Source organism: Paenibacillus amylolyticus (assembly GCF_051136285.1).
Lineage (GTDB): Bacteria > Bacillota > Bacilli > Paenibacillales > Paenibacillaceae > Paenibacillus > Paenibacillus amylolyticus_F.
The window spans coordinates 3,163,638-3,189,787 of sequence record NZ_CP194938.1 but is presented as its reverse complement, the minus strand read 5'-3'; the positions used below and the strand labels follow the sequence as shown (position 1 = coordinate 3,189,787).

The 26,150-nt window shown below is 48.8% G+C and carries 20 protein-coding genes; 15 read left to right on the top strand and 5 right to left on the bottom strand.

Annotated features, from left to right (window positions below; all coding sequences use genetic code 11):
- Entirely contained in the window at positions 1 to 1,839 is a 1,839-nt protein-coding gene (locus tag ACR8BL_RS13895; RefSeq protein WP_434748220.1) for a cache domain-containing sensor histidine kinase, read from the bottom strand.
- A gap of 143 nt (positions 1,840 to 1,982) precedes the next feature.
- On the opposite strand from ACR8BL_RS13895, the gene ACR8BL_RS13890 reads away from it, so the two are divergent.
- The 11 genes from ACR8BL_RS13890 (at position 1,983) to ACR8BL_RS13840 (ending at position 15,847) form a co-directional block, all read left to right on the top strand.
- Positions 1,983 to 2,864, top strand: a complete 882-nt coding sequence (locus tag ACR8BL_RS13890; protein ID WP_434748219.1) for a carbohydrate ABC transporter permease — start codon at positions 1,983 to 1,985, stop codon at positions 2,862 to 2,864.
- Entirely contained in the window at positions 2,864 to 3,700 is an 837-nt protein-coding gene (locus ACR8BL_RS13885; protein ID WP_434748218.1) for a carbohydrate ABC transporter permease, read from the top strand. The genes ACR8BL_RS13890 and ACR8BL_RS13885 overlap by 1 nt, the downstream gene beginning before the upstream one ends.
- Before the next feature lie 101 nt (positions 3,701 to 3,801).
- Complete coding sequence (locus tag ACR8BL_RS13880) at positions 3,802 to 3,972, top strand: hypothetical protein (protein WP_434748217.1); 171 nt, start codon at positions 3,802 to 3,804, stop codon at positions 3,970 to 3,972.
- Between the two features lie 296 nt (positions 3,973 to 4,268).
- Positions 4,269 to 5,570 (top strand): ABC transporter substrate-binding protein, encoded by a 1,302-nt coding sequence (locus tag ACR8BL_RS13875; protein ID WP_434748216.1) that lies wholly within the window; start codon positions 4,269 to 4,271, stop codon positions 5,568 to 5,570.
- Positions 5,571 to 5,909: 339 nt separating this feature from the next.
- The gene (locus tag ACR8BL_RS13870; protein WP_434748215.1) at positions 5,910 to 6,476 is read left to right on the top strand and encodes a TetR/AcrR family transcriptional regulator; all 567 of its coding nucleotides are present in this window, start codon (positions 5,910 to 5,912) and stop codon (positions 6,474 to 6,476) included.
- Positions 6,477 to 6,609: 133 nt separating this feature from the next.
- Positions 6,610 to 8,571 (top strand): alpha/beta fold hydrolase, encoded by a 1,962-nt coding sequence (locus ACR8BL_RS13865; RefSeq protein WP_434748214.1) that lies wholly within the window; start codon positions 6,610 to 6,612, stop codon positions 8,569 to 8,571.
- A gap of 442 nt (positions 8,572 to 9,013) precedes the next feature.
- Positions 9,014 to 9,457: a chemotaxis protein CheW gene (locus ACR8BL_RS13860; RefSeq protein ID WP_434748213.1), complete on the top strand. Its 444-nt coding sequence runs from the start codon at positions 9,014 to 9,016 to the stop codon at positions 9,455 to 9,457.
- Between the two features lie 203 nt (positions 9,458 to 9,660).
- Positions 9,661 to 12,834 carry a DEAD/DEAH box helicase gene (locus ACR8BL_RS13855; protein ID WP_434748212.1) on the top strand — a complete coding sequence of 1,058 codons (3,174 nt, stop codon included), beginning with the start codon at positions 9,661 to 9,663 and terminating at the stop codon, positions 12,832 to 12,834.
- Positions 12,835 to 12,935: 101 nt separating this feature from the next.
- Positions 12,936 to 13,760 (top strand): hypothetical protein, encoded by an 825-nt coding sequence (locus ACR8BL_RS13850; protein WP_434748211.1) that lies wholly within the window; start codon positions 12,936 to 12,938, stop codon positions 13,758 to 13,760.
- A 528-nt stretch (positions 13,761 to 14,288) separates the two neighbouring features.
- A complete protein-coding gene (locus ACR8BL_RS13845) occupies positions 14,289 to 15,254 on the top strand; it encodes a D-alanyl-D-alanine carboxypeptidase family protein (protein ID WP_434748210.1) in 966 nt (321 codons plus the stop codon).
- A 194-nt stretch (positions 15,255 to 15,448) separates the two neighbouring features.
- Positions 15,449 to 15,847, top strand: coding sequence for a RidA family protein (locus ACR8BL_RS13840; RefSeq protein ID WP_434748209.1), 399 nt, complete (start codon positions 15,449 to 15,451; stop codon positions 15,845 to 15,847).
- Between the two features lie 200 nt (positions 15,848 to 16,047).
- Here ACR8BL_RS13840 and ACR8BL_RS13835 read toward each other — a convergent pair whose 3' ends face one another.
- Positions 16,048 to 17,109: a copper amine oxidase N-terminal domain-containing protein gene (locus ACR8BL_RS13835; protein ID WP_434748208.1), complete on the bottom strand. Its 1,062-nt coding sequence runs from the start codon at positions 17,107 to 17,109 to the stop codon at positions 16,048 to 16,050.
- Between the two features lie 248 nt (positions 17,110 to 17,357).
- Between ACR8BL_RS13835 and ACR8BL_RS13830 the strand changes: the two genes are divergently transcribed.
- Together ACR8BL_RS13830 and ACR8BL_RS13825 are read left to right on the top strand one after the other, a co-directional pair.
- A complete protein-coding gene (locus tag ACR8BL_RS13830) occupies positions 17,358 to 17,834 on the top strand; it encodes a GNAT family N-acetyltransferase (RefSeq protein WP_434748207.1) in 477 nt (158 codons plus the stop codon).
- A gap of 38 nt (positions 17,835 to 17,872) precedes the next feature.
- Positions 17,873 to 18,943, top strand: coding sequence for a Gfo/Idh/MocA family protein (locus tag ACR8BL_RS13825; RefSeq protein ID WP_434748206.1), 1,071 nt, complete (start codon positions 17,873 to 17,875; stop codon positions 18,941 to 18,943).
- A 222-nt stretch (positions 18,944 to 19,165) separates the two neighbouring features.
- Here ACR8BL_RS13825 and ACR8BL_RS13820 read toward each other — a convergent pair whose 3' ends face one another.
- Together ACR8BL_RS13820 and ACR8BL_RS13815 are read right to left on the bottom strand one after the other, a co-directional pair.
- Positions 19,166 to 19,534 (bottom strand): hypothetical protein, encoded by a 369-nt coding sequence (locus tag ACR8BL_RS13820; RefSeq protein WP_434748205.1) that lies wholly within the window; start codon positions 19,532 to 19,534, stop codon positions 19,166 to 19,168.
- A 118-nt stretch (positions 19,535 to 19,652) separates the two neighbouring features.
- Complete coding sequence (locus ACR8BL_RS13815; protein ID WP_434748204.1) at positions 19,653 to 22,346, bottom strand: UvrD-helicase domain-containing protein; 2,694 nt, start codon at positions 22,344 to 22,346, stop codon at positions 19,653 to 19,655.
- 406 nt (positions 22,347 to 22,752) lie between these two features.
- On the opposite strand from ACR8BL_RS13815, the gene ACR8BL_RS13810 reads away from it, so the two are divergent.
- A complete protein-coding gene (locus ACR8BL_RS13810; protein WP_434748203.1) occupies positions 22,753 to 23,568 on the top strand; it encodes a zinc ribbon domain-containing protein in 816 nt (271 codons plus the stop codon).
- Positions 23,569 to 23,628: 60 nt separating this feature from the next.
- On the top strand, positions 23,629 to 24,432 hold the full coding sequence (locus ACR8BL_RS13805) for a TrmB family transcriptional regulator (RefSeq protein WP_434748202.1): 804 nt from the start codon (positions 23,629 to 23,631) through the stop codon (positions 24,430 to 24,432).
- Between the two features lie 933 nt (positions 24,433 to 25,365).
- On the opposite strand, the gene ACR8BL_RS13800 is transcribed toward ACR8BL_RS13805, so the two are convergent.
- Positions 25,366 to 26,100, bottom strand: a complete 735-nt coding sequence (locus tag ACR8BL_RS13800; RefSeq protein ID WP_434748201.1) for an NUDIX hydrolase — start codon at positions 26,098 to 26,100, stop codon at positions 25,366 to 25,368.
- Positions 26,101 to 26,150: the final 50 nt, after the last annotated feature.

The following is a 26,150-nucleotide window of genomic DNA, read 5'->3' as shown; positions in this document are numbered from 1 at the left end:
TCACTCTCCCGCGTATAGTTTGACTTGAAGCTTCACACCGCCTGCTTCTATATTGTCTATTTCGATCCGGGCAGGTTTGCCGGGATGAGAGTTAAGTGCAAGTCTGCTTGCCACATTGCGAAGGCCGATGGATTCGGACAGGGCTGACTCCTGAGATATTATTTCAGAATCTATGGTATGGGGTTGAAGCCACCCCCGAATCTCGATCAGTTTATTTTCTGGAATGAGAGGCCCGTTATTAATCAGCTCAATCTCAATCCAGTGTTCGTCCACCCGGCGGCTGGTAATGGAGATGTACCCTTTTCCTGGTTGTATATCAGCTCCGTGTTTGAAATAATTTTCGATCAGAGGCTGCAAAGTCATTCGAGGCATTGGGGTGGTTAGTGTGTCTTCTGCAAAATTCAAGTGTACCTCCAGGCGATCACCAAATCGCTCTTGCTGCAGTTCCAGATATAACCGGGCATGCTCCGCTTCTTCACGGAGGGTTACACAGGTCTGATCCCGCATGCTGTAACGAAGCATTTTGGAAAGAGAAGAAAGTAAGGTATATGCCCGCTTGCCTTGTTGTTGTAATGCCAGCGTACCAATGGATTGCAGCGTGTTATACAGGAAATGCGGGTGAATCTGAGCCTGTAATGCTTTGAGCTGATTTGTTTTGTTGGCAATCTCCAGTTGGTACTCACGCAAGATCAAGTTATTTACCGTGTCCATCATATCTCGGAAATGCCTGGCAAGCACTCCGAATTCATCTCGGCTCGACAGACGGATATCCACATGCAGGCGGCCTGCCTGAATCTGATTCATATATCGCATGAGTTGCTTAAGCGGACCAGTAATTCGTATGGAGATGAATAATGTTGCCACAATAACAAGCATTAACGCGGCAATCGCAATGATTGCATTATTCCAAGTGAGTGCAGTGGCTCTCGTGTATAACGTTTCATTCGGAATTTGTTTAACGATGGTCCAATTTGCATAGCTGCTGCCGAGTTGCTGATACACATACATGGAGTGGTCCTGTTCAAAATGACCAGCCGCATTGCGTGCTTCACCAGCAAGGGTTCGTCCGTCTTGCAGTGTACTTCCTGCCACTGACTGCAAATGACCGGCTTCGTTAGAAGCTTGTACCTTGGTACTACCTTGATAAACGATCCGGTTTTGCCCATCCACGACATAGATCTGCTCTTTAGCCGGATCATACAACCTGCTGCAGATTGCTGCAATACTATTCATGTTAAGGTCAATGGAAAGCACGCCCAGTTGTTCAGGAGAGGGGATATCCCGAATGATCCGATGCAAGGTAATCACCGTTCTTGGTGAATCGTCAGGAGAAGCTGTCTTGAAGCCATAGGTATGACTCATATGTGCAGATTCAACCCAGATATCAGAGCCACTGTTCCTCGTGTTGTTCTGCAGTGAACCCGAATAGGCTTCCTTTCGTTCCTCCCGTTTCGGGAAAGGGTTTGCAATCAAGGTGGATTGCTTGGATACAAAGGAATGCAGATAGAGCTGAAACACATCCGGTATAGCCGCTCTGATCGTTTGTAATGTCGTATATACCTCGGCAACAGCCCGATAATCACCTGGTAATTTAGCCAGATTCCGTAGGAAATTCGGATCATTGTATACGGCGAGTGAGGCTCGTGCCACGTTATCAACATAATTGTTGAGATTGGTTGAAGCTTGATAAATAAGACGTTTATTCTCTTCCAGTGCCTGTTCCCGCAGGGCTGTTCTGGTCTGAATAAAGGTCATGCTAATGGATGCCAGTAGTGGAATGGTCGTTGCGATCAGCATAAAGGCAATCAGCTTGGTGCGGATACTATAATATTTGGACATCAGTACACCCCTTCTGGTGGCTCGTCAAGAGAGGACAATATTTTACACCCAACTGTTCACGAGTGTCGGTGTTCCCCTTCACGATTTTGGAGTTTAATAGAAAAAGAGCCCAATATCATCCATCTATAGAAGGGGAGAACGATATGAAGCATCGCAAATCTTCACAGCTGTTACAGCAGCTTGTGTTCGTGGGTCCCTCCGTTATATTTTTTATTCTCATCATCGTGGTCCCTTTCCTGCTTGGCATGATGTATTCCTTTACGGATTGGAACGGAGTATCTGCCAGCATTAACTGGGTTGGACTTGATAACTTCGTGCATATTTTTGCAAACGATCCCAAGTTCCAGAATGCATTCTGGTTCACGGTACGTTTCACCATTGTAGGGGTGATTCTTACTAATCTCATCGGTTTTTTTCTGGCCTACTTCCTGACCAAACCTCTCAAGACGAGAAACATTCTGCGTACGATTTTTTTTATGCCTAACGTGATTGGTGGGTTGCTGCTCGGGTTTATCTGGCAATTCATATTTGTGAAAGGGTTTTCAGCAGTAGGCGACGTGACTGGCTGGTCCTTTTTTAATCTCCCGTGGCTGGGAGATGAACCGACGGCCTTCTGGGGAATTGTCATTGTTTTTGTATGGCAGACCGCCGGTTATCTTATGGTTATCTACATCTCATCCTTAACGAATGTATCACCCGATCTGCTGGAAGCTGCCGAGATTGATGGAGCGAGTCGCGGTCAGGTGCTACGGAGCATTATTTTACCACTCATTATGCCTGGTGTAACCATTTGTCTGTTCCTGGCAATCTCGTGGTCTTTCAAAATGTTTGATCTCAACCTGTCGCTTACAAAGGGCGGTCCATTTGGCTCAACCGAGTCGGTTGCACTCAATATCTACAATGAAGCCTTTTTGAACAACCGGTACGGTATTGGAACTGCCAAAGCCTTTATATTCTTTGTCATCGTTGCGGTTATCACTATAGTCCAGGTTCGGTTGACGAAGAGCAAGGAGGTTGAAGCCTGATGGAGACGACGAAAAATTACCGCTTCGGTATTGTGATTACCGAGATTGTCATGGTACTTATCGGATTACTGTTTCTTGTTCCGTTTTACTTCCTGTTTGTGAACTCGGTCAAAACATTTGGTGACCTGCTTACCAATTCGGCTGCCTGGCCGGAAGTGTTTCAGTGGGGCAACTACGCCAATGCCTGGGAGAAAATCAGCTTCCCGTCAGCACTAATGAACTCACTGATCGTGACGATCGTCAGCAATCTGCTGCTAGTTCTGATCAGTTCCATGGCCGCGTACCGAATGGTGCGCAGCAATACACGATTCAATAGAATATTGTTCGGCCTGTTTATTGCCGCGATGGTGATTCCGTTTCAGTCTATCATGATTCCACTTGTTACAGTAACCAGCAATCTGGGGCTGATCGACAGTCTTGGCGGACTCATTATCTGTTATCTCGGGTTCGGAGCGCCGATGTCCATTTTCTTGTTTCACGGCTTCGTTAAATCGGTTCCCTTGGAGATTGAAGAAGCGGCTCGTGTGGACGGCAGTTCGGCCTATGGGGTATTCTTCCGTATTGTATTCCCGCTGATGAAACCGATGTATGTCACCGTCATCATTCTGAATACACTCTGGATCTGGAATGACTACCTGTTACCATCTTTGATCCTGCAAAGCTCCAATCTGCGCACCATTCCAATTGCAACCTTCGCGTTGTTTGGTCAATATACGAAGCAGTGGGACCTGGCACTGCCCGCGTTGGTGCTTGGGATCATGCCGATCATTATTTTCTTCCTGCTGATGCAGAAGTATATTATTCAAGGCATTACAGCCGGGTCCGTTAAGGGTTAGTGCGATGGAAGTCGCTCCGGCATCATGTGTGGGGGAGTGCGAGGGTTAGTCGCTCCGGCATCATGTGCGCTTTCGGTCGCTGTTGCTCCTCGGGGGCCTGAATGATTGAGGCAAGGAAGCCCCCGAGTTTCAAAGGCGAACGCTCCGCTCCTCCAGCGCATCATGATGCCTCCGCTCCTGCCTCGCACGGAGGTGAGCAAAAGGCACATCTGCCCGCAGGGCTTGGGCAGATGTGCCAGAGCAAGGCGGGGAAATATAGTGAAAGACAGTGAAAGACAAGGATGAACAAAGGAAGTTCCTTAAAAAATCAGTTACAGGTCGAATATAATAACTGGACGCTCCAGCATCAAAGACATAGAGATAAGAGCTAGATTTGCTGTTAATCCGTGATTAACTACGCATACACCTATTGTGGGAATTGCGTCAGTTCATCTATATAGTAAGCAAAAGAAGAAAAGGCAAGGACAGGGTCATTTTAAACAAATGAAGTAAAGCCGGATCAAAAGTAAGAGGGTAAGCAAGAGATGCAGACGGTAAAAGTGAATTTACTTACGGGGAGAGTGTATCTATGAAAAGAATGACGAAGTTAACGTTGTTGATGCTCATCGCTTTTTCGGTCATGCTTGCGGGTTGTGGAAACGGGGACAAGAGCGGCAGTCCTGTAAATACGGATGCTCAAACTGGCGGTGGTGAAGCTGCGGCTGGAACCAAAACCATTAAAATCTTTCAATTCAAAGTCGAAATTGCTGAAGCGCTCAATCGTCTCAAGGCGGAGTATGAGTCTTCCCATCCAGGCGTGAAGCTGGACATTCAGACAGTAGGCGGTGGCAGTGACTACGGTGCTGCATTAAAAGCCAAGTTTGCCGCTGGCGAACAACCGGATATTTTCAACGTAGGTGGATACCGTGAATTGGACACCTGGCTTGAATATCTGGAAGACCTGTCCGGTGAAGCTTGGGCCAAGGATGTGCTGGAAGTAGCTAAAGAACCGATGACCAAAGACGGCAAGCTCTATGGACAGCCGCTCGCGCTGGAAGGGTACGGATTTATTTATAACAAGGATCTGTTTACCAAAGCAGGCATCACCCAGATTCCAACGACACTCGAACAGCTCGATCAGGCAGCAAAGAAACTACAGGATGCGGGCATTACCCCGTTCTCCAACGGTTATCAGGAATGGTGGGTGCTTGGCAATCATAACGTCAATGTAGCGTTTGCGAATCAGGCAGACCCGGTAAAATTCATTCAAGGGCTGAACGAAGGAACGGAGAAAATTCCGGGGAACCCAATATTTGCAGACTGGATCAACCTGCTTGACCTGACGCTGAAATACAGCAACAAAAATCCGTTGACCACCGACTACAACACACAGGTTACCCTGTTTGCGAGCGGTGAAGCGGCCATGATGCAGCAAGGGAACTGGACACAGGTACAGATTGACGGCATTAATCCGGATCTGAATCTGGGCATTCTGCCTATGCCGATTACCAATGAACCGAACGACAAGTTGTTTGTAGGTGTGCCTAACTACTGGGTTGTGAACAAAAACTCTCAGGTGAAGCCGGAGGCAAAAGAGTTTCTGGAATGGCTCGTCACATCTGACATTGGCAAAAAATATTTAACAAAGGAATTTAAGTTTATCCCGGCATTCAGTTCCATCCAGGCATCTGAGGAAGAGCTGGGAGATCTGGCAACAGAGATCATGAAATACAGTCAGGAAAATAAAACGTTAAGCTGGAACTTTAACCGTTTCCCTGAAGGCGTTCCGCAAGAGTTTGGCAGCACCATTCAGGCGTATGTAGCAGGCAAATCGGATAAAAAAGCATTGCTTGATGCATTGCAGCAGAACTGGGATAGTCTGAAAAAATAAATAAAGCACATGCCTTTGAAGTCGGTTGCATATTTTTGCAGCTGGCTTCTTTGCGTTCTCTGCGACTGCATGGTGCTCTGTCTAAAAAATGTGGATAACTAAACAAATTTACAAATCAAAAAAACAAACTTTTACATCAGGTTAATACTATATGTGGATATCCTGTGTGTATAACGTCTAAATGTGGACAACTTTTCAGAAACTCTCCTTCTGATCTGCTTTTATCAATAGATAACCTTGCTTTTGTTAAAATAGTACTATATAGTTCTACTTATGAATGATAACTACACCACACATGATGGAACGTCTAAACCGTCCAGATCTAGAAGCACCGGTCCGGTGAACCGTACCAAAGCGGTTGAAGTGGCTGCGCAGCTATTTCTACGGCAAGGTTATGCTTATGTCAGCATGGATGAGGTTGTGCGTGTAAGTGGCGTATCCAAATCCAACATCTATTATCATTTTAAAAATAAGGAGGAACTGCTTCACGCAGTTGTACAGTACTGGATTGCGCAATACGAATCAGAACTGTACCTGCTGCTCAGCCAGCGTGAACGGAGCGTGGAGGAACGAATCAGCTCATTCCTGGCATTGCTCTCCGCCGGCATAGAGAGTCGAAACTTTGAAGGGACGTGTCCGTTTGTCACCCTCTACATGCAGGCACCCGAAAGTGCCTCACAAGCGAAGGAAAGCATATCAATCTTCTTCAGGGAGCTTGTACCTATGGTGGAGAAGCTGCTTCAGCAAGGGGTGGAACGTGGAGAATTCCGCAAAGGGGTTGAGCCGGGAGCGGCAGCAGCATTATTTGTTGCAGCACTTGAAGGTTCGCTGATTCTCGCCGGAACTTCTCGTGATCTGGGTATTATTGAACAGTCGGCACAAACGTTTTGTCAGATGCTTCGTTAAGCGAAGCTCTTTTTTTTAACATAACTAGTACTAATTAGTTCTAATTATGAATGTGATATCAAACGAAAAGAAGACACAATTAAAACGGAACTAATGCAGAATTCAAACTAAAAAATAGTGTGGAGGCATCGCGATGAATCAGACAACAAATTTAGGGCAAACCGTTCTTTTCATGACAGGCAGCACCGGTTTTATTGGGAAGGAAACGGTCAAACAGCTTGTGGAGAAAACAGATGTACATATGCTTCTGCTGGTTCGCTCTGAGCAGCGGGCCAGAACAGTACTGGAGAGTTACGGCGTGAGGAGTTTTGAACGGATTACGTTTGTCGTAGGAGATTTATCTGTGCAGGGTCTGGGACTCGTGCCTCGAGATCACAAACGGATCAGGGAAGCTAACGTGATTCTTCATGCAGGCGGCACGATGGACATTACGCTGGAACGAGAGACAGCAGAGAAAATTTTCAGGCACGGGGCGAGAGAAATAGCACAGTTGGCAGAGGATATTCAGCGTAGCGGAGGACTGCGGCATTTTATTCATGTGGTTGGCTTTATGAGTCCTTATGGACGGGGGAGCGAGCAAGAGGAACAGATTAAGATCAATCATTCGAACAGCCAAGAGAGCGCGTATGAAGAGATGAAATTCCAGGCGGATGGTTATATTCGTGAGCATGCGAAGCAGTACGGCTATACGCTATCTGTCGTAAATCCCAGTACAGTCGTCGGGCCCCGTCCAACGGGTGAAACGGAGCAGACGGGTGGTATTGGACTGCTCATTGGTGCGGTTCAGAAAGGCTTTATGCCTGTTGTACCTGGTGGATCGTCTTACTGGCTACCACTGGTCGAGAATGATGTGGTCGCAGAGATACTTGTGTTTTTGACAAAAGACGCTTCTCCAATCGGAGGGACTTATCCACTGCTCGCACGTAAGGAAAACAGCCCAAACATGAAGGAATTGTTGCACATACTTACGAAGCAACTGGACGTACCTAAGCCAGCAGGAGCATTACCGCTGTCCTGGATTCAAAAGCTCTTGAACATAGGAGGAACCCGCATCAGCGGTATACCTGCTCAATCACTTGCTTTTATTACAGACCGAACATTTCAGGTAGAGGAGACCGAGGGGCTGTTGAAACGGATGGGCAGAACCTGGCCGGATATTCGGGAGCAGCTTCCGTTTATTACAGCTGATCTGGACTACCGCTTACTGCCCAAGCCAGCAGCTGAACGTATTCCTACCGATTATATCCGCGTACGACGAGGGAATCTGGCGATGTTAGGCTGGGAAGGTGAGGGAGAACCGTGGGTTATCGTGCATGGTCTATTGCAATGTGCCGACGACTTGTTACCTCTTGGATCACAGCTGTGGAGACTTACGGGGAATCCAGTCTGGATCGTTGATCTGGCAGGGTTTGGTCGCTCCCCTGTTCATCAGGGGCATGACGCATTCACCGGTCAGGTTAACACACTTGTGGATGCTTTGGGCGAAATGCAATTTCCAATCAAACTTGTTGGTCATTCTGTAGGTGCGGCGATCGCAGCTGCCGCGTTGAAGCAAAGCGGGCGCACCGATATTCGTGTGGCCTTGCTCCAGCCTGCTGCGGACAACGTGAATGAGGAGAATAATGGACATTTAAAACAGATGCTCCGGCTGCCTCGGCCTGTTGTGAGAACGTTGCTCCGAAGCAAGTCTCAGGGGAGTTGGGTACGGATGTTTAGTAAAGACAGTGGCGTTCCGATTAAAGAGAGCAGTATGGACAGAGTGGCCCAGAGGGCATACGGTTATCTTCGTTCTCCTCGCATCGCGGGTGCACATGTTGATCTGCTTCGGTGGATTCATTTGAGTCACGAGCAGGGGATAAGCTTCTGGGAGAGATACGGAAGCTTTCAGCAGGCAAAGGATGCTGCAGATCCATTGATTGTTTGGGCTGATAAGGATCGAGAATATCATTTTCCAGCCGGATTAAAACCCGGATATAAAAAAGTTGATGTGCCTTATGGTCACTATTTTCCAGTGTTCCAGTTTGAACAGACAGCAGAAATCCTTATGAATTGGGCTGAAAACAGCCCTATAAATAACGACAGGCAGGGAGATTGAAATCCAATACTGCCATTGAAAGGCTTTCCACAATGTGTCCACAGTACAGGATAACTGTTCCGAAAACGACAAACTTTACGTTAGATTTACAAACAAATACACAACATGTCCACATTAAAATATTAAATATCCACATGAATAAAGGTATATATCCACAGGTTGTTAGCAATATGTGCACAACTTATCCACAAATGAGGAATAACTCTATATTTTCATCTATAAAAAGAAAAAATCAAGGCGTGTTTAATAAGTTATCCACAGGAAAATGGGTCAAACACCTCTTTTTTTGAATGAGGGCAGGAAAAGTTATAGAACTGTGATTCTTCTTGTTGAAAGCCTAAACATTTATGTCGAAATTGCCGATACAACATGTAACGACTCATCGTTTAACGCACGACAGCCAAAAGCATGTTGACGATCTGATTTTACGGAATGAGAGGGTATGGGGACAATTATGGATGAAGTAATGCAATATATTAATTTCTCGGTCGGAGAACAGATTTTTGCACTTCGTATTGATCAGGTTCATGAAATTATCAGAATGGTAGAGGTTACAACGGTTCCTTTTGGAAGTCCGGAGATTAGAGGATTTGCTTCATTGTACGGTAAGGTGGTTTCGGTGGTGAGTCTTCGCGTGTTGCTTGGCATGCCGGAGCAGGAAGATAACTCATCTACGCGGATTATCGTTGTCCCTTATAAGAACGGATTCGTACCTCTGATTGTAGATATGGTCGATTCTGTTGTGACGTATGATCGCTTTGAAGAGCCTGCGGAAGAGCATCGTCGCTTCATGCTTGGTGTTTTCGATAAAATCGGCTTTTGTGCAGATCACCGCGCAGGTATTTTGAACCTTGATGTACTGCTTGGTAGTCTGGTCAGATCTTGATTCGATAAATATGTATGACCGTTTTACTGCCATAACATTCGAAAGAATAAACAAAATGTTCCTCTTCCGTTTTCTGGAGAAGGGGCATTTTTTTATGCCAATAAACAGTAGAATCCGCAATTTTTATGTGTAAAGGTTTTTAAATCCGTTCATTTTCGTATATGATGGAGAGTAACAATGCGAAGGGATGACGGGAGACTGTAATGATGCAATCGCTGTATGGAGTATGGCTTGGAGACGTATTTTTTTGTTTTTCCGGTGAAACATCGGAACCGCGTGTGGATGCATGGAGCCACGTAGTGAGGAGGCTGCAATTTGGCGACGGGGGTCGTCTATTTCAGCCTGCCGCGCTGCGTCTTGCCGAACTGCGCTGGCCGAATCCGCTTCGTAATGCGGCAGAGGCCAAAAATATAAAACGGCGACAGTTGCTCGGACGCACGCTGGAAGGATTAGCTGTTTCACCGAAGGATGCCTTCAGACTGTTGTTACAATGGGATGATCGCATGTTTCAGTCGGCTGGAATTCAGACTGGAGAAGAGATGCGTTATTGGGTCAAGGCAGCACAGTTCACACAGGAACTGCTGCTCCGCGGAGCGATTGCTCCGGCCGCTACGTTCGCGGCTAAGACCGGCGCAAGACGAAGAACCGGACAGGAGACCCTGACAGGAGTATGGCGGCCGCGTCTACAGCTGGAAGAGGATCAGGAGCGTTTCAGGAGCCTTGCTGAGTCAATGCCGCCGATTGCGCTGTCAGCGCCAGGAGCATACGCCTCCATGGAGCCAGAGACGCGTGAGGGAGCAGCCGGGGCTGTCTTATTTTCATTTATGAGCGGTATCATTCATGCGGTGGTCACCACAGAACTGGAGGGCATGGATAGTGAGTTGTCTCGTTATCGGACATCGTTCAGACGAGGATCTTCGCCAGTATCGGAGCTCTGGTGGAATAGTCTGATCTCTATGTTCCGTCCGGTTACCGTGCAAGGGCCGACAGAGGAAATGACGGCTTTTATGGATACACTCCATGAAGCGGGCGGCACAACGATGCCTGCTTTTGGTGTAGAAGAGATGCTGCCTGTGGAAGGCACATTCAAACTTGTGCTGCGTTTGGAGCCGTCACTGGGAGAACAGGATACCACTTGGGGCATCAGTTTTTGGGTGGACAGTGATCAGGAAGCAGGTCTTAGACTGCCTGCACGAAGCATTTGGGCACATCCGGAGCGTAATCTGGATCGGGGAAAGGTCTGCTATGTGTCAGCCGCAGAGCAGTTATTGATGGCCATCGGGCAGGCGTCCGAGCTTGCACCGGAACTGGAAACCGCTTTGCTGCATGCTCGTCCGGAAGGGATTCAACTGGAGCAACAGAGCTTTTTTGAATTTCTTACCCATGCGGTTCCTAAGTTGCAAAAGGCAGGCGTAACGGTTCTGATGCCATCGAGATGGAGCCGTGCCGGAAAAAGGCGTGCAGGTCTTCGTTTACAGATGATGAACGGATCTTCCGAGCGTCTGCCCGGAGCTACATCTGCGCTGGGTATGGAGCAACTGGTTGCTTTTACAGCTGAGCCGATGCTGGATGGTAAGCCGATAACAGCGGAGGAACTTGCCGTCTTGGCTGAATCCACTGTTCCTTATGTTATGTTTCGCGGGGAATGGATTGAAGTGGATACCAAAGAGATTCGCCAAGTGCTGCGTTATATGAAAAAAGAAGAAGAGCAATACATGCCGCTTTCCGAATGGTTGCATCTGGCCGCTGATGAAGGGGAGGACTCCGTCTGGAAAGGTATGTCTGTTTTTGGTGCTGAATCCGAAGGCATGCTCGCTTTCCTGCTCGATGGACAGGTACTTCGCAACATTGAGCCCCGTCCGGTGCCATCGGAGCTGCATGGTGAACTGCGGCCGTATCAGGAACGTGGGTTTCAGTGGTTATCGGCGATGGGTGAGCTGGGATTCGGGGTGTGTCTTGCTGATGATATGGGACTTGGGAAAACAATTCAGGTTATCACCTGTTTACTGGATCGCAAAGAAGAGGAACGGCAGGCTGCGTTGCAGGAAACACAAGAAGAAGGCATGGATCCCACGGAAGATATCCCAGAAGATCAATGGCCTACGCTAATTGTCTGCCCAACGTCGCTACTGGGCAATTGGCAGCGTGAGCTGAAGCGGTTTGCTCCAAATCTGTCTCTGTATATTCATCATGGTGGACAACGGCTGCATGGGGAGGCTTTCCTGGAGGAAGCGCAGAAGCATGATATTGTGCTCACAACGTATCATCTGGCTGGCCGGGACGGTCTGGATCTGGCTTCACTGCACTGGTCTACTGTTGTGCTGGATGAGGCGCAATATATTAAAAATTATCGGACGAAGCAGGCACAGAGTGTCATGCGACTGTCTACCTCTCATCGTATTGCGATGACAGGAACGCCGGTCGAGAACCGGCTGAGTGAGCTTTGGTCTATTTTCCAATTTCTCAATCCGGGTTATCTGGGCACATCATCTTCGTTTCGCCAGCGTTATACAGGTCTGGCTCCATCGGAAGAGAACGCGGCCTCGCTGCGTGAGTTACATCGACTGGTATCGCCATTTATGCTTCGCCGGTTGAAAAGTGACCCGGATATTCGCAAAGATCTGCCGGAGAAGCTTGAATTGAAATCTTATTGTTCATTAACACCAGAACAGACGATTCTATATCAACGTGTCGTGGATGATCTGATGGGTGGTCTGGATGGTCGAAACGGCATTGCGCGCAAAGGCATTGTATTATCATCTCTGACCAAGCTCAAGCAAATCTGTGATCATCCTGTGCTGGCGGACAGCAGCCGGAAGGATCATGGCAAGGCCGAAGCATCAGGCAAGATGGAACGGCTACTGGAACTGCTGGATGCTATTCGGGACAACGGAGAATCGGCTTTGATCTTTACCCAGTATGTTGCGATGGGGGATTTGTTAGTTTCCCGATTGAAACGGCGCTATGAGGAAGAACCTTACTTCCTGCACGGCGGTGTTTCGAAAGCCCAGAGGGATAACATGGTGGAGACATTCCAAAAGGGAGAAGGTCCGTCCATGTTTGTGCTGTCTCTTCGTGCCGGAGGTGTAGGTCTGAATCTGACACGGGCAAGTCATGTCATTCACTATGACCGCTGGTGGAATCCGGCGGTGGAGAATCAGGCGACAGACCGTGTATTCCGCATCGGGCAGATTCGCAACGTGCAGGTACACAAGTTAATCTGCCAGGGTACATTAGAGGAACGCATTGATGAGCTGATTGAGAGCAAGAAAGCTCTCTCCGAGCAGGTTGTTGGTTCAGGCGAAAACTGGCTGACCGAGATGTCGGATGACGAGTTGCGCAGCCTGATCTCGCTTCAAGGGGAGACGTGGCTGTAGGTTAACCCTGCGGTGTGTAGTGGATAAGGTGATTTGTGATCTAAAAGATAAGTGTTTGGGATGAAGGAAAAATCGGCTTGATGTTGGTAACTCTAGTTTGGATGATCCATGAAGAGAGGGGGATGATGATGAGCGAAAAATGGAAGATCGAGCTGCATATGTCCCCCGGGGTGTGGACAGCAGAGGTAAATACGGCGGCTGATCCGGGCGAGATTGCATCCGGGTTCGCTGATGCAGATCAGACCGGAACAGCCGTATCCGGCGTGTTCACGGTCAATGGCACGCTGCCGCAGCTGAGCGAGGCGCAGCGCGAAGCCGTGCTGACACAGCTGCGCAAGCGCCCGCTGGCGCTGTACGCCCTGCTGCGCGGCGGCCCGGCGCCGGAGGAGCTCGCCGGGCTGCTGCCCGCCGCGGAGCCCGCTGGCGCGCCAGGCGCAGCGACTGCGGCGGCGTGCACCTGCGGCCGCGCAGGCTGCCCACATGCCGCGGCGGCGGAGCGCGCCGTTGCTGCGCGCCTCGCGGCCGAGCCGCTGCAGCAGCTGGCGCACGCCGGCCTGCCGCGCGAAGCACTGCTCGCCGGCGTGCTGGGATCATGGGCAGAGGAACTTGCCCATGATCCCGGCGGCCCGGGCCGCGCAGCGGAGACGGCGGGCCGCCCGCAGGCGCGGGCTGGCGAAGGCGGCGCAGCTGTCGGCGAGTGGATCGCCGAGGCTGCCGCAGACGGCGCCATGCACCAGCCGGGGCCGGGCTTCGGCGCCGTGGAGGTGCGGCTTGCGCAGTCGGGCAAACCGCCTGCGCTGCCCGAGCTGACCGCGCTGCTGCCAGGTGTGCCCGCAGCAGCCGGTCTGGATCTCATCCGCGAGCGCGTGGCTGCGCGGATGTGGCAGGCTGTCCAGAAACACAAGGACAGCCCGGCTACCAAATAATGCATAACACAAGTACAGCGGGGGAGATCACCAGATCGCCCCTGCTTCTTTTTGGTGTAAGCATGGTTTAGAGATTTGCAGGAACACGCTGTAACTAGGACGTGTCTTGAAACCTACTGAAGTGCATCTTTTACCGCCTTTTCGCCCCACTGCTGTGTCACTTTCCCTTCACGTGCCCCGGCACGCCTGCGGCAAACTTCCTGGCTTGGAACGAAATTTAAGCTAAATTGCCTTCCTTCAGCGTTTTCAGACACACCCTAACGTAAGCTGCGAAGTTTTCTTTTCCCATCCAAGGATGAAGTGGTGTGTCCATAAGCTGTCTAAGTTTGGGATGAGGCATTAAATGTACAGAAAACAAGGGTACAAGCTGTATAAGGGGTATATCTTTGTATAAAGTCTGGCAGAGGGTGCTCTTTACGGGTGGAGCTTGTTATGCATTTGAGGTATACTGTCGCAGGGAACACTATAACAATATGGTGAACATGTATACGAAGATATTCATTCTACTAAGGTGATAGGGGTTTTACGATGAAATCAGGAACAGGAAGACAGCGCCGAATTGTGGTTCTGCTGTCCTCACTTATGATATGTGGAGCTTTGCTGGCAGCGTGCCAGAATAGTTCCGGCTCGAACGAAAATCAGAATGCAAATGGAACATCTAACACGGAGCAGGGAGCAGATGGCACGACGGTTCATCTGACAGAAGACCCAGGCTCCGATGGCAAGGGCAATTCGGAAGGAAATCAGGCTACAAATTCAGGTAGCGAGGAAGGCACAGACAATGCATCCACAGGAGAAGAACAAGGTTCTTCAGACAATGGAAGCGGTGGGGCAACGGCAGAAGATCCGCTCATGGAGAAACGGAGTATCAGTGCCCTTCAGACAACTGTAGATTCTCAGTCCGTGGTGACCAATGCGCAGGCGATGACGGTTATTGTCAACAAACAGCGCAGTCTGCCAGAAGGCTATGAACCGAGTGATCTGGTTGAGCCTGACGTACCGTTCTCCTTCGAGGGGCCACATGAGAAGCGGCATATGCGCAAGGAAGCTGCGGAAGCACTGGAGAAACTGTTTGCCGGTGCCAAAGCTGACGGGGTTGAGCTTCGTGCTGTGTCCGGATATCGGTCTTACAAACGTCAGGTATCCATCTACAACAATAATGTGAAAACCAAAGGGGAAGAGTATGCTTCCCGTGTAAGTGCCGTTCCAGGCCGTAGTGAACATCAGACAGGACTTGCCATAGATGTATCGAGTCCAAGCGTGGGGAACGTCCTGGAAGAAGTATTTGGCAAGTCCAAAGAAGGCAAATGGCTGGATGAACATGCTGCCGAATACGGATTTATCATTCGTTATCCGAAAGGTCAAGAGAGCAAGACGGGTTACGTGTATGAGCCATGGCACATTCGTTATGTTGGCACAGATATTGCACCCGATGTTGTGAAGAGTGGTTTAACGCTGGAAGATTACTTTGACGAAGCTAATATTAAACTGTAATTTGTGCCTCTTGAAGTCCTGAAGACCCCTGAACAAGCCAATCCTTAATTAAGGTGAAAGTGACTTGTTCAGGGGTCTTTGCTTTGAATAATTAAGTTGAAATTAAGCTTTATACCGTTGATTGAGATGAAGACAGACTGATATAATTCATCTTTAATCAAAACATAAAATTACATAGAGCGAGGGACAAGAGAATGAGCAGACAGCAGGTGTTTACTGGCTCCCCCTGGGAACCGCTGGTTGGATATTGCCGCGCAATTCGTGTAGGTAACCGGGTTGAGGTTGCTGGAACAACAGCGATGCAGGATGGTGTCGTTGTGGGTGCAGGTGACCCGTATGTGCAGACCAAATTCATTTTGCAGACGATTGAAAAAGCACTGAAAGAGCTTGGCGCTGACTTGACCGATGTTGTTCGAACACGGATGTTTGTCACGGATATTTCGCAGTGGGAAGAGGTTGGAAAAGCACACGGTGAATTTTTTGGACAGATTCAACCTGTAGCTACGATGGTCGAAGTGAATGCACTTATTGATCCTTTGCTGATGGTAGAGATTGAGGCTGAGGCCATTATCGAACCTATAGAAGAAGTGTAATCGCACTTTCTTCCATTGATCCAGATCATGTCGGAAGCTTTGGAAACTGACTAAGTTGAAAAAACCTTTCCCATGCCTTGCCGGAAGACAGGAGGGAAAGGTTTTTGTGTTCTTTGCTTCATCTCACTTTATTTGCAGTTAAATCTTTCAGGTACAAGGTGTGATCTCAAACCTATAGAAATACAGGTTTACTCCATATCTTATTCTGCTTTAGGCTGAGCGGTTGGAAGTTCCACAACCACTTTCCAGGCTGTGCCGATGGGAGGCAAGCTTCGAGTCAACATCGGGCTGTAGAATCCAATCACTTTGGCATCTTTGGTCAATTGCTCGGCTTTTACAGTTTCACCCTTTTGATTCACTAGCAACGTATCTTTGTTGATATTCAAAATGACATGATCTGGTGCAGTCTCAGCCAGGCGTATACCTTTAATCTCAATCTGGGATACCGTGCCGTCCTTCATATTCACATGTTCAATCATGCCTGATGTTCCAAAAAGTTCTTTGGGTTGTGTTGCTGTTTCAGCTGCTGTATCCAGGACAGTCACTTTATACGTTGGTGTTTGTGGAGGCAGACTTTTGGTCATCGCCAAGGAATGTTCAGCTTCTACGACCATACCAATGGACAGATCAGCAAGTTTAATCTCTTTTCCCTCTGCGGAGATCAATTGACTGTCTTTGCTCAGATTGAGCACGATGCCATCCAGCCCTGCACCGCCAATCTGAATGGACTGATATTGATCCTGATTCGAAATCCGGGTAATCACGCCGCGCTCTGTAAACGTCTTAACGTCCTCCTCACTTGTAATCGTCACCTGATTTCCGGTTGTGCTCAACCCTGCATGCAGTACTTTTTCGGCAAAAACAGCAGGTACGTAAAGTGTTCCATCCTTAATTTCAGGAGCTGTACCGAGGGTCAGCAGCATTTTGTTTACGGAGTAACGATCTTTACCCGCAAAAACCTGAGTCCACAATGCACTGCGAGTCAGCTCTGCGGACTTATCTTCCTTATGCCATTTCAAATCGATTCCCAGAGCTTCGGTTAGCGCTCGAAGCGGGATCATGGCTGTCTTATTGTCTTGAGTCCAGTATCCGTTTGCAACCGTTGCGCCATTGACGGATACATGTACAACTCCTGCAGTACTGCTCGGGGCAGAAGTGACCGTTTCCTGCACAGGCTGTGCTGTGTTATCTAGTGATGCAGCATAAGCGGCTCCGCCGCTCAGTACCATAGAAAGTGCCATCAGGGTGCTTACTTTTTTCATGTTGTTTTTCATTTATAATCTTCCCTTCTCATCTGGATGTCGTCACGGTAAACTCATATACAGAGTACCGCTTATCATCTTTACTGACGGGATAACCTGTCTTTGTGTTGCACCTGGGATAGAACAATATCATCAGCATGTTAGTTTAAATTCGAATTATCGCGTAAGAAGCAGGTTATCGGTAGTCGGATTAGGTTAATTTCAAGATATGCGAATCATTCTGTGCTAATTGAGGAGGAAACAAACGGATGAGTGATATGTTGGTCGCACTTTATCGTTTGCCGGAGCAGGACAGCGGACTGGAGAAGTTGAAGGCAGCATCCATTGTGATTCGCAGAGCCATTGCCCCGGAGAAGCAGCAGGTGCTGAACTGGGTGAAAACCCATTTTAATCAGTCTTGGGTAGATGAATGTGATGTCGCTTTTGCGCGTCAGCCTGTGAGCTGTTACATTGCGCTTGAGCATGGAAAAATGATTGGGTTTGCCTGTTATGAAGCGACGTGCCGTAATTTCTTTGGCCCAACTGGAGTGAGCCTGAATGCACGCGGGAAGGGTGTAGGGACAGCCTTGCTGCTGGCTTCTATGCATGCGATGAGAGCAGATGGTTATGGTTATGCAATCATCGGATCAGCTGGGCCAATGGACTTCTACAAACGAACGCTGGGAGCCGTAGAGATCGAGAATTCAATACCGGGTATTTACGAAGGGATGCTTCGGGCAGACTAGACGTTAACGATGTTTTGGAAAAGGGAGGGAGGACAAAGATGAGCACCAAGCAAATGCTGCATATCGGCATGATCGGAACAGGTTCCATCTCGGATCTTCATATGAGGTGTTATGCCAAAAATGAGGATGCGGTCATCTATGCCATCTGTGATCTGAACGAGGAACGAGCGAAGGCGGCTGCTGAGAAGTACGACGCTCAATCCGTGTACACCAACTACCGTGAGATGCTGGAGGATCCGCATGTGGATGCGGTCAGCATCTGTACATGGAATAATACACATGCGGAGTTCGCTATTGCTGCACTGGAGGCAGGCAAACATGTGCTGCTGGAAAAGCCGGTAGCTACGAATGTGGAAGATGCACTGCGGATTGAGGAAGCTGTGAAAAAGAGTGGACGTACCTTTGTTGTAGGTTTTGTACGCCGTTATGATAACAACATGCAAATGCTGCGCAGATTCATTGATGCAGGTGAGTTTGGCGAGCTTTATTATGCGAAAGCGTCGATTCTGCGGCGACTGGGTAATCCGGGTGGCTGGTTTGCGGACAAGGCTCGTTCCGGCGGCGGCCCGTTAATTGATCTTGGTGTACATATTATCGACCAGTGCTGGTATCTGATGGGAAGACCGAAGCCTGTATCGGTCAGCGGTAATACGTATCGTAAGCTGGGCAATCGTGCGAATGTTGAACATCTCTCCTTTTACAAAGCGGCAGACTACAGTGCTGCGATCAATAACGTCGAAGATATGGCGAATGCCCTGATTCGTTTTGAAAATGGTGCTTCCCTGGCGGTCGATGTAAGCTTTACCCTCCATGCCCGCGAGGATGAATCCTTTGTTAAGCTGTACGGTGAGCGCGGTGGATTTGAACTGGAGCCCCAAACGTTGATTGTCACTGAGAAACATGACACGATCATGAACATTGAACCTCAGACGGATCATTCCGGTCTGGATATTCACGGTGCATTCCAGAATCAGATCGATCACTTTGTGGAATGCTGTCTGAATGGCACGCCGCCCATCAGTCCGATTGCCGATGGAGTGATGTCCACACGTATGCTATGCGCCATCTACGAGTCTGCCGAGAAAGGGCAGGAAGTACGTTTGGACTAGACGTTGAACTATAGAATATAACGGATATAAGAAATATGAACGGATAGTTAAACCATGATTATTCACGCCGAAAATAAGTTAATAGAATCCCCCTCCTTCTAAAAGTTCCATTGATTAGAAGGAGGGGATTGATTTTCTTTTTGAATTGAAATGAATTGAATTGAAATAAATTGAATTAGATCTGTTCATGCCAAGAGCCCTGCATATTTTTTGCTAGATCAATCATTTATTCATCGGTGAGTTCTCGTATCCCGGGTCATCGTAGTCCGTATCTTGCAGCTTGGGGAGCACGTTCATGCCATCGATGGCTTGTCTGGTCTCGGGTGTGCCGTGATCGTAGAGGAACGTGTACAACATCGTCACGCCGTCCGTAAGTCGTTCATTTCCATCATCATGGTCTGCCGACTTGTAAGGTACGGGTGCCCGCTGCAAGGAGTACTCATCCCCATCCTCAAGTACTTTCATTAGATCCTGCAAAGTTGCCAATTGCCCGTCATCGACGAGTACTTCGAACGGTGTAGATTCGTTTTTCGTTTTTTCAATCAGGTTATGAGTTACCGATACATACAGATGTTGTTTACCGTCCTGCATAATCCAACCCCCATTTCAGTATTGAAAAAAGAGACCCTATACTTGTTTAATTGGAAAAAAGACGCTTCTACTGTTAATAAACAGCAGTAAGCGCCCTGAAACGAAAGATTCCGTATGCCTATTTCCCAAAACGATTGGTCACCGGAACTTTCCGGGTGCCAGCGACCATCGTCCCTGAACAAAGTGGACAGACCGGAGGCACGGATGAAGACTTTTTCGTGGCTTTGCCAGAAGGCACAGCCGGTTTCTGCCTCAACCATGCTTTGCATGTAGCAGAGCTACATTTCCAGACAGCTACCGTCTCTGTCCGCTCAGCTTGATCTGAACCCGCAGATGAAGAGTGCGAGCTGAAACTGGAAGTACTAGAAGCCGTATTTGTACTGGCAGTCTTCGGATGAAAACCAGGTGTACTGAATGCTTTATGATCTCGTATAATTCCACTGCCGCGACGTTCACTGAGGCGATCCTCATCCCGCTCATCCAGCATCTCCATTTCCCGATGAGCCTTGTGGTTTATCGCGCTGCGTTGCCGATCATGCTGAACATAAGATGACGTTTGTTGCGCTGAACCACCCTTACCGTTTTCACGTCTGCCGCCATCTCTGGTATTCCCGATACTTTTCCAGTTTCCAATACCGTTTCCATTGCTGTTCCCGTTATATTTTGAATTCCCGTGATTACCATATGACGACGGGCTGCCACTACGTGCTTCTTCCCGTGTTTTACGTTTGTCCGGAACCTCCATACCGAAGGCTTCCAATAGGAAGCGCGACACGTCCGCAGGTTTGCCGTGATGGCTCGCGGGTGATGTTACATATAGATGCTGCTTCGCCCGAGTAATGGCCACATAAGCGAGTCTGCGCTCTTCTTCCAGAGCCATATCCAGCTCGGCATCCGTCTGCTGTACGGAGAGTGCTGCTTTCTGATCTTCCGGGATATCCTGACGCAGAGCGGTGCTATGCGGTACGATACCTTCGCTGGCTCCGATCCAGTAAACACAAGGGAACTCCAGTCCTTTGGCCCGGTGAATCGTCATAAGCTGAACCGCATCACTATCTTGTGAACGGCGCAGCGATTCCATCTCCCGATGTCTGCGAGACAACTCGTCTGCGAATTGCACGAATTCCTCTACCGTTTCAAACTTTTTGACAGCCGCTTCGAATTCATCCAGTGTTTCCAGCATCGTTTCCTTATAATGCGTGAAAATGGAAGGGTCGCCGCTCTCCATATATTTGTCGTAGAACTGGCGGCGCATCTCCTGGATAGCGATAATGGGCTTGAGCTTGTGCAGGGATTTGATCAGCTTGATGCGTTCCTTGACCTGTTCCTGTTGGAATGGCTTCAACTTGTCCCATTTGCTCAGATGAATCAGCGGGTATTTCTTGGCTTGTTCCTGTTCACAGCGCTGGATATACTCCAGACCGGCATCACGAGACACATACAGTGGACCGAGTGCACTTGGCAGAGCATCCATTGCCCGCGGGTTCAGTGACAGTCGCATATGATCCATCAGTGGTTTAATGAGAGACTGATCATAGAATACCGGTGCAGCACCGTGTTGTATAAAAGGCACATCCTTCAGTACCAGCTGCTCAAACACCGCCCGACTGCTGCTGGCTGTCCGGTGCAAAATGGCAATGTCCCGATAGGGGTACTGCCCTTCCTCGACTTGCTGACAGATCTGGTTGACGACCCAGGCTGCTTCCTCCTCGGTGTTGGATGGAGTGGCGAACCTTGGCGCATCCCCACGCTGTCCTGCCGCACGGAGCCGTTTGTCACGTCTGCGTTTGTTGCGGGCAACCAGCTCACTGCCGAGTCCAAGAATACGTGCATCACTACGGTAATTAATATCCAGCGTCACGATGCGTGCGCCCGGGTATACTTTATCGAATTCCAAAATCGATTCCTGCCGTGCGCCGTTAAACGTATAGATCGTCTGATCATCGTCACCAACAACCATCAGATTGCGGTGAGCCCCGGCGAGCATCTGTACAATCTCGTATTGCAGCCGATTCGTATCCTGAAATTCATCCACCATAATGTATTGAAAACGCCGCTGCAGCGGCTTTAACACCGCCGGATCACGAAGCAGCGCAGCCGCGCGAAGCAGGATATCATCAAAATCCATTTTGCCGCGATCCTGCTTCCAGGTTTCGTATCCGAGCAGGACTCGCTTGGCATCACGTTCATCCTGCGTTTTCTCCGGCAAGTCTGCCGTGTCCGAACCTTGCATCTTCCAGGCGGATAACATCGCCAGCAGACTCTCCGGCTGAAATGCCTCGCTCATGCCATTCTGGCGCAGTAGCATTTTCAGCACCGTATGCTGGGCACGCGACTCACCAAAAATGTCTTCCTGCACACCGTAATGACGGAGCAAAGTCAGCGCAAACGAGTGAAAGGTGCGAGCCTGTACGGCTCTTGCCGCAGCAGGTCTTATGCCCGGTAAGGCAGCAATCCGGTCTTTCATCTCTGCGGCAGCCTTGTTGGTAAACGTAACGAGCAGAATGCTACCTGCGTGTACACCACTGACCTCCATCAGGTAGCCTGCTCTGGCGGCCAGCACCGTTGTTTTGCCGCAGCCCGCACCCGCCAGGGTGAGGATCGGTCCGGGGCCATGGCGAACAGCCGAGATTTGCGGGCCATTGAGTTTGATGCCTGCTTCTTCAAGCGAGCGGAAATAATAGGCATCCTGCTGATCATCGCTCACAAGCTGCCGGCTGGTTTCCAGCGGTGCAGACGGCGATTGAGGCAGGGATGCTGCCGGGGTCACCCCGAGCGGACGGGGGTAAAACGTTGAGTTCGGACTTAACATGTTTCATCCACCTCTGTATGCATTCAGGGATAGAACTATCCCGTTCATAAGTAAAGAATTTGCCCTTTTCACAATCGCATTGTAAATTGGTAAGATAGAGTTAGTTGCGAATCATGCGTGTTTCATATGTCATAGTTCTATGAGATATAGGAATAAGGTTTCATTGGTATAGTTTTAGGGCTCCATAGGTGTGGAGCCAAAGTTCCATTATACCGAACGTATGGTCTTCACGAAAGCCCCTGTTTCTATCCAATATTCGCATAAAACGGGGCATCTGCGTGAGTTTTCGCAACTTTTTGGCTTCATATCGTATAAGTTATATATCCAGGGCATATTGCGAATGGCTGACCTACTACTAATGAAGAATAAAATGATATTGTTTTGACGGGACAGAGGAGGAATGGTTATGAAACTGCTTCAGCGCATCAAAAACGGAGCAAACAAAGCAACAGAGCGTGCACAGCACGCTGTTGAAATCGGCAAACTGAACAATCAGATTGTGGGCTTGCAACAGGAACAGGAAGTCCATTTTACCGATATGGGTCGTATCTTCTATGAAGGTTACCGTTCACAGGATATGACGCGGGCCGAAAAAGAGATGGTAGATCTGTCTCAACTGTGTGACGAATTGCAGGATGAGATCGACGCATTGCGGAGTAAGATTGCCGAGCTGAAAAATGAACGGCTGTGCGAGTGTGGACATGTGGCATCGCTGGATGCAAACTTCTGTCCGAAGTGTGGACGCAAGCTGGGTGAATCCAAACCGGGCGCTGCTGCAACAGGAGTGACAGGGGCAGCAGGACTTGCCAAAACAGCTAAACAAGAAGCGGCAGCTGCACAGAACCCGGCTCCAGAGCAGTCGATTTTTGATGCTCAGGCTATGGAAAAACAGGAAGAGACCGAGCCATATCATACGGTAATTCCTTCAATCGCTGATCTGGAAACAGAGCCGGAATATAACGGTATCGAGTTTACGCTGGAAGAGAAAGAAGCGTTCGATGCAGAGTGGGAGCGCCGCAGGGAAGAGGAGATGCAACGGGAACGTGAGCGTCAGCAGGAGCTGGATGAGCGTATCCGTTATTGGAAAGAGAATAATCCAATCGTTAACACCGTGGATGTGCAAACGGAAGTGCCACGTGAAATGGTGAATTGTCAGATTTGTGCATCCGAATTGCCAAAAGGCTCAAAGTGGTGCCCGCGCTGCGGAGCAGAGCAGATCTGATGCAGTAGACGTGCTGCCGTTAGGCAGTGCTGGTTGCTGACAGCTTGGGGGGACAGATATATGGACCAACTGCTGCATCATTTACGTCATCTCGGTTTCACCGAGATGGAATCCAGAATTATGGTGGAATTAGCCCGTCAGGGGTCAGCCTCAGGATATGAGGTAGCCAAACGGCTGGGCGTGTCCCGTTCCAATGTATATGCCACCTTGCAACGACTGGAATCACGTGGATTTCTCAGGTGTAGCCCGGGAGAGCCTGCGAAGTATAGCATGCTGAAACCCGAAGAGATGACACGTATGATCTCGGATCAGATGCATACCTCTCTGGAATACGTTGAACGAAGTATGCCGAAGAGTGAACCGGAGAAACCTGTGTTTTACAATGTGGAAGGCGACAAAAATGTTTTTGAAAATCTGAGTCGTGAACTTGCTGCAGCACAGCATGAGATTGTTGTGGACGTCTGGCGAGAGGAAGCTGAACTGCTTCGAGAGGATTTGCAGCAGGCTGAGGCTCGGGGTGTGCGCTTGTTGTGGTCTTGTGAAGGCGGGGAAGGCATGTTGGATCAGCCTCTTCCTCTGCCGGGTTTGCCGGCATATGGTACGGGAACAGGGCGCAAGTTCTCGCTCGTTGTGGACCGCCGCTGGTGCATGCTTGGTATGCGAGGGGAGTCATGTCCTACCCAGGCTGTGGTCACAGCGCATCCGGTGATGACCAGGTTGCTGCTGAATCATTTTGCACAAGAGCTGGTTCTCTATGAACTGGAGCAGGATATGGGTGAGGAGCTGGAAGGCCGTTACGGACGACGGTACGCAGACATTTCTGCACGGTACTGGTCTTCCCCTGTACCAGAGAATGAACAGTAGCGGATGTAAGAGTAAAACAGGTAATGAATTTAGAAGTCAACGTAGCGATTGCAGAACAGAAAACCATATAGGACAAGAAAGGACGACGCGTGAACGAAGAATTCGCTGCGCTTCGTCCTTTTGTCTTGTTTGATCATGGCTGTAATCTCGTTATTGTCATCCTGTTGAAGTCACTTCTCCCTAAAAGTTTGCTAAACTCCTACTCCGAATGGAAATGTATTAGCGGATCCTCAAGAATACAGCACGGCACCTTTCAGCCTCTTCTCAAGCACATACTTGAAGCCTATGGTTTAAGCGCTAACGATCACCACAAACCTTATTTTGCGGAAATCCACCTCTTTAAAATTGTAACGATCCCCAGGAACACTATTTGGTTCCCAAACGACCTTTTTAACGCAAATCGAGCCAGTTTTGACTAAATAACGTCTCTGGTGATCGTTACATTTCAGAACACCCCAAAATCGAGCAAATAGCGATTCCTGTGATCGTTAGAATTTTTCTAACCCCAAGCGCGCGCACACGTCTGTGAAAATGCTAGATTCACTATGTGGCTTGTATCGCGATGTTCTGTTCGTATCCCGTATCCCGTAACACTTGTCATTTGTTACCTAATACTTGTTACTGTATTTCGCTGCGTGAGTCTTTGTTTACTTGTTATTTCCATAGCTTTGTCGCGAGCAAACTTTTTTACAGATCGATCGCATATTGTTTACGTTGTACGGTTATACAAGATGCAGTGACCCTTGTTACAGCATCAGTTTTCCACCCGGTTAATAGTATAGGAGGACTACTTGAATACTACAGGCGATGGTTTAGGCGATAGGCATGATATAAAGTAAGGTTTGAATAGTTAAAGTATAAAGTAATGGTTGAATAGCTGAAGTATGAAGTAAAGGTTACAGTTAAAGGGATGCTATTTTTGAGAAAATGAAGTTAGACTCTGTCCACTCGTTTCATCGCTTCGAGTACGTCGAGATAATACGTGGTGCCGTGCGGCACAAAATCCGCTGCTCGTACTTCGCTTACGAAGCGTGATTTACGGGCAGACTGCTTGAGGTCACTATGGTCACCAAGATCGCAGAGATCGTCAAGGTTGGTCGAAGGTTCTTCTCTTGGAACTGAACCTTCTTGCGTGGATGTCAGCACCTGCGCACACACACCGGATGCCTGAACGACATCCGTCTCCTGACGGAACAAGGCGAGCAGTTCATCCAGTGGAGCTTCATACAAGCTGTCTACTTCGCTGGCTTGCAGAACGTAGGACTCCAGTGACTGGTTCAGGCACAGGCCATAGACTGAACTGATCTCCCGATCCAGGAACGGAACACCACGTACCTCACCTTGAAGCTGTTGCGTAGCTGTAAACAAATACGTTAGCGCATCAAATGACGTATGTACACCGAGTTCTTCTTCCAGCTCACGATGTGCGTCCTGCAGTTGCTCGCCAGCTGTGAGATGACCTGCTGCTGTGATGTCGTAGTATCCGGGATAGGTATCCTTGATATCCCGCCGCCGCTGAAACAGAACCAAGCGCTTGTCGCCTTCATCACGCACGATCCAGCAGTGAAAGGAACGATGCCAATATCCTTTGGCATGAACCTCGTTTCGGGGAGCTGTACCGATCCATTTTTGCTGATCGTCATAAATGTCGAAACGTTCTGGGGTCATGATACGTATCTCCTTATATAGCAGAATTTAAAGTTCAAAATTTCACAAAG